At 53.9% G+C, this 14,979-nt stretch carries 10 protein-coding genes and 2 pseudogenes; 3 read left to right on the top strand and 9 right to left on the bottom strand.

The window, feature by feature from the left end; translation table 11 throughout:
* Nucleotides 1-77 precede the first annotated feature (77 nt).
* From AC0LWM_RS28710 to AC0LWM_RS28700, 3 genes are all read left to right on the top strand, one after another.
* Entirely contained in the window at nt 78-599 is a 522-nt protein-coding gene (locus tag AC0LWM_RS28710; protein WP_474678461.1) for a hypothetical protein, read from the top strand.
* A gap of 395 nt (nt 600-994) precedes the next feature.
* Nucleotides 995-1,693, top strand: coding sequence for a YidC/Oxa1 family membrane protein insertase (locus AC0LWM_RS28705; protein ID WP_474678460.1), 699 nt, complete (start codon nt 995-997; stop codon nt 1,691-1,693).
* Nucleotides 1,694-1,893: 200 nt separating this feature from the next.
* Nucleotides 1,894-4,821 carry a DUF4855 domain-containing protein gene (locus AC0LWM_RS28700; RefSeq protein ID WP_474678459.1) on the top strand — a complete coding sequence of 976 codons (2,928 nt, stop codon included), beginning with the start codon at nt 1,894-1,896 and terminating at the stop codon, nt 4,819-4,821.
* Between the two features lie 166 nt (nt 4,822-4,987).
* Here the strand turns inward: AC0LWM_RS28700 and AC0LWM_RS28695 are convergent, their stop codons facing one another.
* From AC0LWM_RS28695 to AC0LWM_RS28655, 9 genes and pseudogenes are all read right to left on the bottom strand, one after another.
* Complete coding sequence (locus tag AC0LWM_RS28695) at nt 4,988-8,914, bottom strand: hypothetical protein (RefSeq protein ID WP_474678458.1); 3,927 nt, start codon at nt 8,912-8,914, stop codon at nt 4,988-4,990.
* A gap of 205 nt (nt 8,915-9,119) precedes the next feature.
* Nucleotides 9,120-9,716 carry a hypothetical protein gene (locus AC0LWM_RS28690; RefSeq protein WP_474678457.1) on the bottom strand — a complete coding sequence of 199 codons (597 nt, stop codon included), beginning with the start codon at nt 9,714-9,716 and terminating at the stop codon, nt 9,120-9,122.
* A 64-nt stretch (nt 9,717-9,780) separates the two neighbouring features.
* Nucleotides 9,781-10,117: pseudogene (locus AC0LWM_RS28685) on the bottom strand (zinc ribbon domain-containing protein); the annotation flags it as partial.
* 99 nt (nt 10,118-10,216) lie between these two features.
* Nucleotides 10,217-11,317 (bottom strand): annotated as a pseudogene (locus AC0LWM_RS28680) (RNA-guided endonuclease TnpB family protein); the annotation flags it as partial.
* A 114-nt stretch (nt 11,318-11,431) separates the two neighbouring features.
* Nucleotides 11,432-11,665, bottom strand: a complete 234-nt coding sequence (locus AC0LWM_RS28675) for a hypothetical protein (RefSeq protein WP_474678456.1) — start codon at nt 11,663-11,665, stop codon at nt 11,432-11,434.
* 156 nt (nt 11,666-11,821) lie between these two features.
* On the bottom strand, nt 11,822-12,583 hold the full coding sequence (locus tag AC0LWM_RS28670) for a hypothetical protein (protein WP_474678455.1): 762 nt from the start codon (nt 12,581-12,583) through the stop codon (nt 11,822-11,824).
* Nucleotides 12,576-13,133, bottom strand: a complete 558-nt coding sequence (locus AC0LWM_RS28665; RefSeq protein WP_474678454.1) for a sigma-70 family RNA polymerase sigma factor — start codon at nt 13,131-13,133, stop codon at nt 12,576-12,578. Before AC0LWM_RS28665 ends, AC0LWM_RS28670 begins: the two co-directional genes overlap by 8 nt.
* Before the next feature lie 132 nt (nt 13,134-13,265).
* Entirely contained in the window at nt 13,266-14,351 is a 1,086-nt protein-coding gene (locus tag AC0LWM_RS28660; protein WP_474678453.1) for an alpha/beta fold hydrolase, read from the bottom strand.
* Nucleotides 14,352-14,594: 243 nt separating this feature from the next.
* A partial coding sequence (locus AC0LWM_RS28655) for an HNH endonuclease (protein WP_474678452.1) occupies nt 14,595-14,979 on the bottom strand: 385 nt, incomplete at its 5' end.

Here is a 14,979-nt window from a genome sequence, read left to right as displayed (position 1 = left end):
TGCTTTGTTGATGGTTACTTTCCTCATGATGCTTGCCCATGTTTGTATCAAATAGAAGCGTAAGCTTGGGGTGAAAAATGAAAAAAAGCATTCCGCACCTTCTACTCAAGATGTTCTTAGCCGCGGTCGTCTTCGCCAGCGCGGCGTTAATCTTGCTGAGCATAACCCAACGGACAAGCTTGAACGTACGGTCTTCTCCGCTCCGTCCTCTGGACGGGCTGCTGGACCATGCAAGCGAGTTGTTCGCGCTACTAGCTATCAGCTTGATCGGCTGGCGGCTGCTTGGCTCGTCGCTGCGCAAAGCGCAGCCGGTGCTGGCCAAGACGCTGCAGCGGGTATGGCTGTTTTTTCGCAGCCGCCACATGCTGTTCGGTTGGATCGTGGCCGCCGCGGCGACCGGGCATGGGGTCTATTTTTTGCTGCAATGGCCAAGGCACCAGAGTGCCCAGTACAGCGGATTGATCGCTTATGCGGCGATGGGCGCGGTTGTTGGCGTCGGCGTTTATTTTCAAAATCGGGGGAGAGCGAGCCGCAAAGTGCGGATCGTGCATACCGCGCTCGGCATTTTGTTCATAGCCGCCATGCTCGTGCATGCCTGATAACCATATTGAAAGAAAGAGAAACGCAAGACTAGATTTTGCCGTATGTATGATTACGAAAAAAAGTTCGGCAGGATTCGTTGCTGAGAGAAAGGAGGTGAGCACATGGAGATCCCGTTCGACATAGGCTTGCTGCTGTTAACCATCGGTTTGTCCGGCTATTTGCTGAGCGGCTGGCTGGATTCGATATCTTCGAAGGAAATAAGCTTTCGATGCAGCGTGAAGGAGGATGGCAGCCGGCAAGCTCAAAGCGTATCGATTCCGGGGATGTGCGTCCGTTTGCTGTACATCCGGCGTAAGCAACCCAAGCGCTGCAGGCGAAAGCCGAGTGACGACGAAGCACCCACGATCTTGTTATGTAAAAGTCATCTCAACATAACAAGGAGGAATTTTCGATGTATTCTTGGTTTGGACCGATCGCCGAAGTATTGGACCCCGTGCTCACCTTTCTCTATAGCCTCACCCACGATTGGGGCATCGCCGTCATTTGTTTGACCTTGCTCGTTCGCAGCATCCTGATGCTGTTTAATGTGAAAACCGCCCGCCAGCAAGTCCGGCAAGCCCGTATTCGGCCGCAGCTCGCGGAGCTGAGGGACCGTTACAAAGACGATCCGAACCGTTACTTGCAAGAGACGATGAAGCTGAACAAGGAGCATGGCATCAAGCTTTTTTCGCTTGGCATGCTCGCGGCGCCGATTGTCCAAATGCCGATTTTGGCCGGGATGATTTCGCTGTTCAGCAGCCACGGCTCGGCGATGACTTCGGTGCTCGTCCCTTGGGTCGCGACGCTTGCCCATTCCGATCCATGGCATATTGTGCCTCTTGTCTACGCGATTCTATCGTTTGTAGGTTTCCTGATTCCGCTAACGAACGAGTTGGCGGTTGCTCAGTCGATAGTCGGGCGAATCAGCTTGCCGCTCCTGTTCAGCGGATTTTTCTCCATCATGCTGTGGAGTTCCCCGATCGCACTCGGCTTATACTGGACGGCCAACGCGATCGCGGTGCTGCTGGAACGCGGGTTCTATCGGACGCCTGTCGGCAAGGCGCTGCTATATCGAGGAATCCAGCCGAAAGCCGCCGAAAGCGCGGTTTAGCATCATAAGGTCATCTTTAGGTTTTCGGGTAAACAACCCGAAAGCCTTTTTACTTTTCGATGCCCGGCCAGGCCCAACTATAAACTAGATACGATTGCAAAAGATCCGACATATACACCTTCGGAACCGCCGTGCTACATTCATTTTGTAAACGGTACCAAGCCGTTTATACTACTTAATCCGGAGGTGCGGTCAACCCCATGAAGTTAGGAACTGGCAAGATCTATAGAACGATGCTCGCCTTGGCGCTAACGTTCGGCTTATTCGCTCCGAATGCTTTGGCAGCGGGGCAACAAAACGAGGAGCCGGGCTTTGCGAATGCGCAAGCGGATCGTGTTCCGCCATCGAACGATAGCTTGACGAACATTGCGCAGGGCAAACCGTATACGATCGCCCAAGGCTTTCGAGACGAGGACCTGATGGCCTACGAAACCCGAACGGCGGCCGACAACGGGTCGCTCTACGAGTTGACGGACGGCAGAATCGCGTCGACCAAGCAGCATGACGATTATTGCAATTGCGACGTCATGTTCCTGGACAAAAACTGGATCGGCTTCAACCGCCAGGTGAACCGTTCGGTCGTCATCGACCTGGGCGAACCCAAATATGTCGACAGCGTGATCGGCGGCTTCCTGCAGGAACGCACTGCTGCCGTCGAGCTGCCTCGTTACATCCAGTTTGCGCTGTCGAATGACAATGTGAACTGGTTCCGCGCAGGCGAGCAAAAACCGGTCTACTCCGATTCCCAGCAGGCGTCTCGCAAAGAAATCGCCCAGCAAGGGGTCAATGCCGTCGCGCGGTACATCAAAGTGGAGTTTGAAGTGGGCATGTTCACGTTTGCCGATGAGATTCAAGTGCTGGGGCGGGATGCCAAAGCTTCCGACCGCCCGGCGAGCAAGCTTCCGCGGGAGATCGCGCCTGCCCCTGACGAACCTCCTACCGTTAAACAAGCTGGCGGTGTCAAGCATATGTATATTTCTTACTACTACCCGGTTGGCGGTGGAAATGAAATGCTAGGCAAATGGACGAAGGAAGACTACAAATCGGTGATTTCCCATACGAACCCGCAGGGCGAGCGTACGGAGTGGATGTTCGACACGATCTTATTTTCAAACGGCGGCGATATTTATACGGAATACAATACGAAGGACAAATGGCAAACATACTTGGACCAGCTGTTCTCCGACAATCTCCATATTAGCGCGCTGGATCAGGCGACGGCCGAGGCCAAGCAGGCTTTGAGAGACCCGAGCTACAGAACGAAAGTCGTCATTTCGATCCCGTACCCGAATCCGAATCCGAACGGTGTATGGGGGCAGTTAGCCGGGCAAACGGTCGATTTCGACATCAAAAACGGCGAGGCGTCCTCGTTCGAAGCGAGGAAAAAAGCCGTTGAATGGTACATCGACACCGTCGTCAATACGTTCAAATCCAAGCATTACAAAAACCTGGAGCTGGCCGGCTTCTACTGGCAGCATGAAGAAGTAGGCTTCGGGACGATGAACGAGGAAAATCTAGTCAAGCATGTTGCGGCCAAAATTCATAGCGGCGGCATCAAAAAGAAGTTTTATTGGATCCCGTTCTTCCAATCCAACGGTTCGACAATCTGGAAGGAGCTTGGTTTCGATGCGGTGATGATGCAGCCGAACTACTATTTTACAAGCAAATTCGGGCCGAACGTCGAATCAAAAGGGAAAATTGACATCGGTCGCCTGCAGACAACGGTTGCGACAGCAAAACGCTTCGGGATGGGCGTGGAGGTCGAAGGCGATTACCATATGACCTGGAAAGGCTGGGGCACCGATTGGGATGGCCAGCTGTACAACGGGGAGTATGCGAACCGCAAATATTATGCTTATTTGAACGAGTTCAAGAAAGCGGGCCTTGATCAAGTGACTACCGGCTACTATCTCGGAGCGAGGACGGTGCTTCGCGATATTGTTCAGGACGCCGATCCGAAGGTGCGCAGCGCATATGACGAAACAAGCAAATTCATAGACGGCACGTACGAGGTCAAAGTGCTCGACGAGACGGAAATTCCGCTGCCGAAGGGCGATACGTGGGATCAACCGATCGAAATCGACGCTGTCGAAGGCGATGCGTATACGTCTTATATCGAGGTATCCTCGTCCAAATGGATCAAGTTCCCGATCAAAGCCCGCGAGGACTGGATCGTGACGCTTACGCCGCTGAACGGTGCACAATTCTCGATGGAAACAAGGCACTGGGGACCGACGCAAACAAAACATAGCGGCTTCTCCTACAACAAAGCTTCGGAAGTGCAATCCATGCTGGTCAAAAATCCGGGCGGTACCGACACGTTTATTATGCTGCGCGTGTTCCCGGATGGCAGTCCGAGCGGAAAATTCAAAATTTCGCTCGCAAGGCCGGTGGAAGACGGAACGATGATGATGAACGCGATCGATCTGTCGAACGACGATAAAATCGCCGGTACGGCGGTACAGGCCGGGCAAGAGATTTGGTACAAAATTTCCGGCAAAAGCAAATACGCGCTTTCGCTAGTACCGGACAACAACGCCGACTTCGACGTCGCGCTGTATTGGGATGCGAACAGCGGCGCGGCGCAGGCCGTTTCGAAGGAAGGAGCGGGTTTGACGAAAACGATCAACTACACGAACGGTTTCGCGGATCAGTTCCTGTATTACGTCAAGGTAACGGCAAAAACAGCAGGGACGTTTACGTTATACAACGGCATCACGCCTCCGGGACAACAACCGGCACGCGGCACGAGCTATGCCGATGCGATCGCATTGAATGCCGCCGAAGGCTTGGCGTACGAATCCGCCGCAATGAACGAAGGCTTGGCGGTAGACGGAGCGAGATGGTTCAAATTCGCCGTTGCCCCCGGCGAGGAATGGGAAGTTACGCTGACCCCAACCAAAGGTACGGCGGGTGTGGCAGATTCTGAAGTTGCGATGGATATGCGATGGGTGGAAGGTCCTGCGCTAAAGTGGACGTACAGTTATATGTCTCATGATACGGAACCACAAAAGCTGACGGTACTCAATGAAGAGAGTGTTACCCGATTTGCCTACGTCCGGGCAATTGCACAGCAAACGGGCGGGAACTATACGCTTGCTCTGCATAAGCTGACACCGGCTCCTTAAGCCGCATCTTTTTCGCACCTTGCACAATTCCAGCAAGCAATATTGGCGCTGTGTGACAGCAGCCCTCCACAAAAACCCGCCGGCATGCGGAATGCCGGCGGGTTTGCTTTAGATATGGTGGGGGGACCGCGTTACGATGGCGGCCAGCCCAAATATTCGGGGGGGCTTAAGGCGAGGGTAGCTTATTTTGAACCGGAATCGGATTTTTGTAATACTCGATCGCTTGCTCTCTCAAGTAACCGCCGTCATCGTCGCTGTAGACGGCGATTTTGTCGTTCGTATGGACGCTTCCGTCTCCCCAGCCCTTTACGATATTCGTTAACGGCTCCGGATTGTAAATTTCCGTTTCGTCCTGTTTTTTATTGTAGTGCGCGGTGGAATCCGGTTGGCCGTGGCCGAACATCAACCCGACGATGCCGACGTCAACCAGCTCTTGCATATGCCCGAACAAGTACTCCGCTTTGTTGTCCTGCCAGTGCCCCGGCGTATTGTCCATCGTGCGGTATACCTGATTCCCGACGGGGATTTGCCAGATCATCGCTTTTTTGCCCGCTGCCTCTACCGCTCCTTTGACGAATTGCTCCCATCTGTGGAAGTTCGGCAGCGTCAGGTTGGTGCGGTCGAGCCAATCCCCGGTTGCGCCGGAGTCCTGATCGTCGATGTCGTTGAAGATGAAGTCATACGGCTTGATGCCCACAGGAACGTCCCGCGTTCCCGACTTGGCGGCGAATTCGCCGGCGAGCTTGCCGAGTGCATAAACATCAAGCGTCGGGTCGGTGCTTTTGCCGACATCCTGCAGCGTCCCCCAGCTGTTCACGTGAGGCGCCATCAGCACATTCGGCGCGTACATGTCGCGCAGCCGAAGCAGCGCGTAGTTGTAGCCTTGGAACGTATCCGGCAAGCCTTCCAGCTCCGGCATACGGGTGCTGGACACCGCGGCCTTCAGGAAGGAAGGATCGTTGCCTTGCGCCGTACATTGGCCGAAGCAGCGCTTATTGTCGAGCACCGCCTGCTCGGCGTAGCCCGCCAAGTCCGGATCGACGTGCACGACGGCCGTTTTGCCGATGCCTTGCCGATCGTTGTATTTGCCCGTGCCGATCAGTTGCATCAGCAGCTTGAACTCCTCGAAATAAGCGCGCATCGCGTAAGGATCGTTTAAGGTGATGATATCGTCTTTCGTTTCGTCGCAGCCGATGCAGTCGGCCGAAATGCTTTGCAGCATCTGGTAAAACGTGAGAACCGGCGTATAGCCGCGGTCGGTCGCTTTTTTGGCGTAATCGTATGCATAAGCGCCTTCGAATGTGCCCACATTTCCTTGGTCCCAATATCTCCAGCCGTTCTCGTTGTTCACCCCGCCGTTCAAATAGCGGTAGGCGAAATTCCAAGGAGCACCCGTCTGCGGCATCCAGCCGGTAACGCCGTAATCGTCGTTGTTCGTCGCGAACACGCCCAGCTTCATGATTTCCGGCAGCGCAGGCTCCTGCGCCGGCTTCGGCGCCGGCGGATCGATCTGCGAAACGACCTTGAACGAAGCCGCGCCTTCTTCGGACAACAGCTTGCGGCTCATGTCCGGATTATACAGCTCAACGTTGATTTTATAGTCTCCGTCCAATACGTATTGGATGACGTCTTCTTTGGTACGGATCGTTCTTTCATCCATTTTGATCCACTTCGGCAGCGTCCAGTCGATCGACAAGGCTGCCGTTTGATCCGCAGATACCGCTTGATCGCGAAGCGTTTCGGTATGAACCGCTTTGCCGGTCAGCACATCGACGAAGGTTACTTTCATCGATACCCGTGAAGGAACGGTGCTGCCGACTTGGGCATGGACGTTCAGCGTCTCGCCCGCGCTAACCTCCGCTTGTTCCGTCCTGGCTATGGCGGTATATTTCATATCCAGCCCGCCGGTCACCTGGAATTTCGCAGCTTCGGGGTTTACGTAGAACACGCGAACGCCGTCGCTCTTGGCAACCGTAACCTTAAGCGCGTAGGTGCCGTTCACGGCCCCTTCCGGTACCGTCCATGTGACGGAATAGCGGTTCGGCACATCCTTGACGAAGCTTTCGTCCGCAAGCCGCCGCTCCACAACCCGATTGCCCGCGGAATCGAACAGCTCCATCGTCACGACGGCAGGGATCGATTCCGAGCTTGTCAGGACGGTCTCAATCGTTTGCTGCTGCCCCGGTTGTACCGTATCGGAACTGACGGAACCGGTAAGCGAGATATCCGGCACGACTCCCCACGACACTTGGAAGGAGGCGGCATCGTTATTCCAGTCATGCTCCCAAGATTTCTTCCAGCCTGGCGGGAATACGCCGATTTTAACCGAATAGTCCCCCCGTTCCTGCATAACAGGGACATCCCAGGTGAACGGGAATTGCTTCGGTACGCCTGCTTTGAACCATTGATTGTCTAAGACGAATTGCTGTACTTTTTGGCTGCCTTTGTAGATTTCCACATCGACGAGCGCTTGGGCGTCGACGTCGCTGACGACTTCCGCCGTCAACGCCGCAGCATAACCGGCCTCTACCGTAGCGTCGATCGTCGCTGCGGAGCTCCACTTGGCGATCACGCCGTAGTCCGGCTGCTCGGGTTCGACCGGCGGCGTCGTAACGCTGAATTGCGCGGCATTTTCGTGCAGGTGATACGTCATTTTGCGATCCGTGCTATAGACGGCAACATCAACCGAATATTCGCCGGCTTCAACGGCGCCGGGTACGGTCCACTCCGCCGTTAGAGCTTTCGGCTGCCGCATCACGAAATATTCGTTCGCGAATTCTTTGCTGAATACCGTCGTACCTTGGGCGTTCTTCACTTTCAATTGAACGAGGCCGCTAATATTGATGCTGCTTGTCGCGGTGAGCTGAACCGTCGCCTTGTTGCCCGTTTGAACCGGATTTCCGGATACTTGGGCGGAAGACGTGAACTCGACCTGTGGAGCTGTTCCGTCCGTGACGTTGATCGTCCCGGCGCCGGAGTTCCATGTATAGGGGCCTTCCCAGCTATTGCCGAAAATACCGATTTGAATCGGATACGAGCCAGCAGCGGCGCCGGAAGGCATGTCCCAAGACAAAGCGAATTCCTTTGCCGTATCCGCGGTAAACGACTGATGATCCAGCACCTTCTGATATACCGGCTTGCCGGTATACGGATCGGTGATGACGATGTCGACAAGGGCGGAGACGTTTTTGCTCGAGGTGACTTTGGCCGTAAAGTTTGCCGTATCGCCCGCTTTGACAGTGACGACAGCCGGAGACACTTGGGTCGTATATGTCGCGGACTCCGCAGGATTATCGGCTTTGACGGCGAACGTCCCTAGTCCCGTGTTGCGATGGTAAACAACCGTTCCGTCGGCGCTCGTTACCGTCGCCTGCACGGTATAAGTACCCGCCGAAGCGTCAACCGGCACATTCCAGTTCGTGTCGAACGATTTGGCGGTGCCGGATTCGAACGAAATACCGGCGAACGTTTTCTCGTGAACCGCTCGGCCCGCCGGGTCGTGCAGAACCAGCTTGAGCGTTGCGATTGCGGCTTTGTCGCTCTTTAAGGTCGCCGACACGGCGGCATTCCCGCCTACAGTAACCGAAGTAGGTACATTGGCAGAGGAGCTGAATACAGGCAGTTGAGTGCCTCCTCCGCCTCCCGAGGTACCCGTGACCGTGAACGGAGCGAGGCCCCAGTCCCACGAGTACATTTCCGACCAGCCCGCGCCGAATACGCCGAGGCTTACCGTGTAATTGCCGGAAGGAAGGCTTGCGGGTGTAACCCAATGGATAGCGAACGTTTTTGGCGTCCCGCCCGGCAGGTCTTGGTCGGTGAGCAGCGTTTCAAACGCTTTGCTGCCGCCCGGGCCAATCACCTGCAGTTGGAAAATCAGCTTTTTAGCCGAATCGGAAGCGGCCACGATCGTCAAATCGATCGGATCTCCCGGTTTTACCGCGGCGGCGCTCGCATTCACCGTGGATTGGACGGCAGAAGCGGCAAATGCCTGCTGTATTGGAGCGAAAATCGTAAGCTGGCTTGCAACCAGCACAAACGCAAGCAGCACGAACATCAGCTTACGCTTGATATGCTGCAGGTCATGGTTTTGCATGTTCATAAAGCCTCCTTATTGTGGTAAGTCAATGGACCATTGACGATTGTATACCAACAAAGAAAGGGGCCGACAGTGACGTAGTATTTATCTTTTTGGACGACGAGGCCGTTATTTGTCATCGTTTTCGAATCGATTGTCATCGAGCTTGTCATTTTGTTGTAATCAAAAAAAGCGGCCCGAAATTCGGCCGCTCTTCCTGAGGTCAATCATAATGGATGGTCGCTTCGTCGAACGCATACGTGCCGTCCGTCGTTTCCGACACGCCGTATTTGCTCGTCGAGGGGGACGGATAATGCCATTGTCCGCCGGAGTCCTGATACGGATCGACGTACATCGCATGGCTGCTGCTCCGGTTGTTGTTCCACGCCGACCAGCCGCCGTTTTTATCGATGAGCCACGTTTTGTCCCATTTGGCATTATAGAAGTAGGAACCGTCGTTCAAGTAATCGGGGTATGTCGTGTTCGTGGCCAGCGACAGCTCCCGGTTGACATATCCGCTCGCCAGCATGTAATTGGCCCATGAGGTTGTCACGGGGACGATGAGATTGGTTAGAATGGTTCCGTTGTTGTCATAGACGTCAAGCTGCACTTTGTACGTGTTGTTCGCATTTTTAATGAGCAGCGCTTGCAGCTGCAAAATCTGGCTCGGACTTGCGCTGAACGGGGCGCTTTCGCTCCACTGCGACCCCGTCACGACCGATGCATGAGCCCACGAGATGCATTTCCAGCTTCCGCCGATGAAACCGATGCCGATGTCGAGCCCCTGATAGCTCTGAAGGGAAGTATCATACGCGTACATGCCATGAATACTCCCGCCATTTACCTCTGCTCACGCTTCGGTTGAAGTGGGGGTTTCTGATGTCTCAACCTGTATTTTTCAGGATGCTTAACCTCAGTGGAGTTGACACGTTGATGGCCGGGTGACCATCCAACCCCTCTATCCCATTCGCTTCTTGTGCAAAGACGTTTGGGAATACTTTGCGCATAATGTTCGCCGCTCCATTTACATCGGCATTGATTAGACCTTTCGCACTCTGATACAGTCCGCGGCAGATTCGCTTTCCCGAGAAAGAGCCTGTCCACGCTTCGTCATAACGTGGTAAGGGGTCTTGGTCCAAGAAACTCGCTTTCGAGGTGTAAGCTTCTTCGGTCAGGATGACCGCTATCCCCTGTTCTTCCGCTTTATACCGGATCATGCTGATCAGCATCTGATGCGGGATATGACAGAACGACNCTCGCTTTCGAGGTGTAAGCTTCTTCGGTCAGGATGACCGCTATCCCCTGTTCTTCCGCTTTATACCGGATCATGCTGATCAGCATCTGATGCGGGATATGACAGAACGACTGATTGTTTCGCCTTCCCATAACGACTTCTTGCTTCCATCCGTCGTTATGACCGATGACGATGGTGCTCACCTGTTGTTCCACGGCCATTTTGACGATGTGATGACTGGCTTTGTGAAACAAGTCTTTAATCCGGCGATGGCGCCTCAAATGCAATCGTTCCAATCGTTTGGACGTATGCACGCCTTCTCGTGGTTTCTTGCCATGACGAAGAATCCCGGTATAGTGCGCTTTCATCTTGTTATAATACTGATTGATCGCTTTGACAATCTTGCCCTTCACGACCATCGGTTTCGAACCGGTTGTCGTGACGATGGTTGCAAGATTGTCGACGCCCAAATCAATCGCCAGTACATGTTCTTGTGCTGCTTCCCTTTTTTTTCTCGGGCAAGCAAAAACCATTTCGACCACATAATGTCCATGGCTGGGCACTACACGCACCTGCATCAACTGGCCGACGATCCGGCCTAGCTTGCCGATCCCCAGCTGAAGCTTGGTCTTGGGAAGCTTTAGAAATCTTCCTCCTTTGATCACACAGTCCTGATTGGAGAACACGACTCCTTTCGCTTTGCCCTGAGCATATCCCGGAATATGAGGTTTTCCGGTGTACTTCTCCGGATGCTTTCGGTAATCCTTCATGCTGGAGAAGAACGCCTTCCAGTTTTGGAATACGACCTTCATGATGCCTTGACTGCTCTGCGTGGGGAGTGCGCGATAATCCGATTGCTCCATCACTTTGAACAATGCGTCTAGGAAGGGATAAGACACAAAAGGCTGCTCCTGCGAAGGCAGATCAAACGGACGGGAACGATTCTTCTCGCTCCGTCGTTCATTCATCGCATCGATATGCGCTGCCAGCGTGTCCATGACTTGTTGCTGCAACGGCTGTAATCCCTCTTGCTTCTTCCAAGCAGTAAAAACCTGCCGGATATAAAAGTTCGTCGTGTTATACAGGCTTTTGGCGTTCTGACATGCTTCATCCAGGTAAGTAAACAATCGATGGCCGGGTTTGACACACACTTGATAGGTCCTGTACAGTGACTTTGCATCTGGCATGACTTTCACCTCCTCCCCATTCAGAATAGGAATATATGTTCGCTTTTATTATTATATCGCTACAAAAGGAGGAAGGAAAGAACATCTTGCTGGTGTATTCAAGAAGTCGCCGATTCACCTCGCCACTTGCAGAAGTGGGAGTACTCTCGACGGATATTGATAGAAAAACTCCGGGTACGTTTCCGTCTGCGGATTGGCGGCATACCACTGAGGCAAAGTCAAAAATCCGTTAGCTCCGATAAATCCCGTCGTGGATTGACGGACATAGTGGTAGCCTTGCGCCAAAGCGGTTGACGCGAACAAGAGCAGCGCAACGGCGGCGAAGACGGCAGCGACGATTTTTTTCATGGTGCAAATTCCTCCTCCGGTTCGATTGGCCGAAAGCCGTCGGCTGCCGGCACGACATATGTATATGAACCTTCCGTCGGCGTATGTCGGTATGGGAGGAATTTTTGGCGGTGTGCTTGTTTATCGGACAAAATGACAGGCGGATTTTTCCTCCTGCTATTCCATGATCTGTTCCGCGAGTGCGAACACCCAAGCCTTGGAAGGATGGGACGTTCTGATTTCATATTGGACGCGGCAATCGGAATCGTCATCCACCCATAGCAGCTGCTGCCAAGACAAATCCGGATTGGCCAAATAAACGGCTTCTTTGGTCGCAACTTTTGTTTTCTCGACAATATGCTCGTTCAGGTCCGGGACATGGATCCGATTTTTCGTTGTGGTGAGCAGGTGAAGCTCGAACGGGACGCCGTCTTGCGTGTAGATGAGCTGGGCGCCGACAAGCCGGTCGTTCTTGGGCAAATCCCGTACCACGATGTCCAGATTGCGGGTTTCCGCTTCTTGCGCCATCTGCTCGATTTCGTGCGACTCCAGCCCGTCAAAGCCGTACATAACAAAGATTTGTCCCAGTTCGGCGCTCTCCGGGAGTCTGAAGGAATAAGGCTTGGCACGGCGGAGCAGGTCAGCCAGATCGCCGTTCCACGGCACGGCTTCGTAGCAGGTCTGATTGCTCACCGTGCGATCGGGGTTGCCCGCGGCGACGTAGATGGCTTTCCCCATGCCGGGCCGCAACTGCCGGATAATCCGGTCCATCGGGTCCTCGTCATGGAAGGAATCGACCGTTACGAGGGCGAGTCTGTCTCCTTGCGCGTTCGAAAGCTCCAGTTGCTTCATCACCTTCTGCTTCAATGCCTGCGGCGGATGGATTCGTTCGGCTATCGCCTTCAAAGCATCGGCTATTTGTTTGTTATCGTTATACATGGGATTCCCTCCTGTATTGGCGGCGCAGCCGGCTTAACGCTGAATGCAACCTCGATTTGACCGTACCTGGCGGAATTTGCAAAATGTCGGCAATTTCCTCGTGCGTCAATTCGTTCAGATAGTTAAGAATGATGACCTGCTTCTGCTTGTAAGATAGTGCTGCGATCTGGCGGGCCAAGTGCTCGTGCGATACTCTGTCGATTAAGGAATCCGCGAAATCGGGCTCTGCAGCGGGTGTCATTCGCACCTCGACCCCTTCGTTGCGTTGTTGTCTCCATCGCTGTCTGCGATATGCCTGATGCTGCCGGACCGCGATGCCGGTCAGCCAATATTGGAACGAGCGGGCACGATCGAACTTGGCCAAGTTTTTGTACAGCTCGACGTAGATGTTTTGCACGATGTCGTCCAGTTCTTCGGGATGCCGGGATAAAAAGTAGAGCGTGCGGTAGACGGTATGTATCGTTTGATTATAAAGCTCGGAGAAAGCTTCGTTGTTCCCGTCCAGCACTTCATCGACTAAATGATTAATGGGCTGAATGATTGGCGCCATAATGGTTTCACCTCTTTTGCGGCATGATGCTATATATTGGTCGCGGGCGCGGAAATCGTTCGGTGTGTAAGCGAAGAGACTCTCGTGAACTTGCGGGAGTCTCTTGATCTACGGTGAAGCAAAGAAGATTTCCTATTGGTGTGAAGGCACCCCGAGTTCCTTTTTCATCTTCACCATTTCTTGCGTAAACTTATCGACTTCCTCAAATTGCGGAAAATGCGCCGATTGCTCGAACCAAATAAAACGTTTGGATGGAGCGACCAGCTTCTCGAAATAGCTGTAAGCTACCTCGGAAGGCGTCATGTAGTCGTATCGGCCCATGCAAATGTAGACGGGTACCTTCAGCTCGGGCAGCGTTTCGAACAAGTTCGTTTTTTCCGTTTGCGGCAAAATGACTTGCGCGGAGAAGCTGTTGCCGACCGCCATCCGGATGGCGTCCAGCCATGAATATTCGGGCGATAGAAGCATGCCGCCGATCAAATCGCCGTATGAGTCGCTCAACCGCTCGGAGCCGCCGAATTCATGAACCCACTTCCGCTCCAGCGTCGCGTCTTTGCGCGGATTGGCGTAAGGCGGTGCGCCGATCGCTTCCAACTGCTCGATTGCTTCCGGATTGTCGCGCTGTTTGGCCTCGCGCAGTGCGAATTCATAAGACAATCGCTCGCCCTCCGGCGAGTTGGCGACTTGTCCGATGCCGATGTAGGCGTAATAGTCTTCGGGGTATTGCTGAACCGTCCGAATGCCGAGCAGGCTGCCCCAGGAATGGCCGGCGATAAATATTTTCGGCTGATGAAATTTATCCCGCAAATATTGCGTCAGCTCATGCGTATCCGAGATCAGTTTGTCGACCTGCATATCGTCTTCCGACAAATCGAAATGATACGATTTGCCCGAGCCGCGTTGATCCCAGTTGACGACGACGAACTCTTGCTCCAGTTGCTGCTGGTATTTGCGGGCATACGCGATTTGCGGATAACCTGGTCCGCCGTGTAGAAATAGCAGGATCGGATTGTTCTTGTTGTTGCCCCGAATGAGAATCGACTGCTTCACACCGCCAAGCTCGATTTGGTCAAGGGAAGCGACGCTGTCCTGCAGAACGAAGCCTTTATCGTCGGTTATCTGAGGTGTCCAGGATACGAAGAGGAATACCGATAGAATCGATAGAATCATGACGAGAACGAAGATGAGGCGAGTGCGTTTGTACCATGGTTTTTTCATAAAGTATGCTTCGATAAGCCCCTTTCTAGCAATCTACTATAATTATACAAAAATAGCCCGATCTGACCACCCGAACGCCGAATAGACCTTCGATGATGTCCGAAGGTCTGTATTATGGGCGGGTTCCGGCGGGAAATCGCAGAACAGCGCGATGGTTGAATACGACGGTCGAACGCCGATGCCGCCATCTTTCATCGAAGACATCGGCATGAGTGAAGCGAAGCTCTGTCCCATCCAAGCTGGCTACTGGCCGCCTTCGATGAACTCGTCCACGCTGCGCGCCGCCTTGCTCTGGTTGCATTCGTGGCAAGCGCAGACGCAGTTGACCGGCGTCGTATGCCCGCCTTTGGCGCGGGGGAGCAGGTGATCGATCGTATCGCCGTATTCGCCGCAGAAATGGCAGGTATAGTTGTCCCGCGTCAGAATGTAGTGGCGAAATGCCTTATTGGTGTAGAGGCGTAAAATCGTATGGCGGTTCACGACGACGGCAGCGTGTTCCTTGACGAGCGTGACCGCCGTTTCGAGGTCGGTCTCCTGGTGCCAGCGCCGCCCGCGGTCCGTACGGCCGCGCATGCGGACGATGCCCTGCCGCGTCGGCCGCAGCACCGAAGCGTCCGGCCCCTCCACT

Source organism: Paenibacillus sp. sgz302148 (genome assembly GCF_056120465.1).
This window is presented reverse-complemented; position numbering and strand designations above follow the sequence as displayed.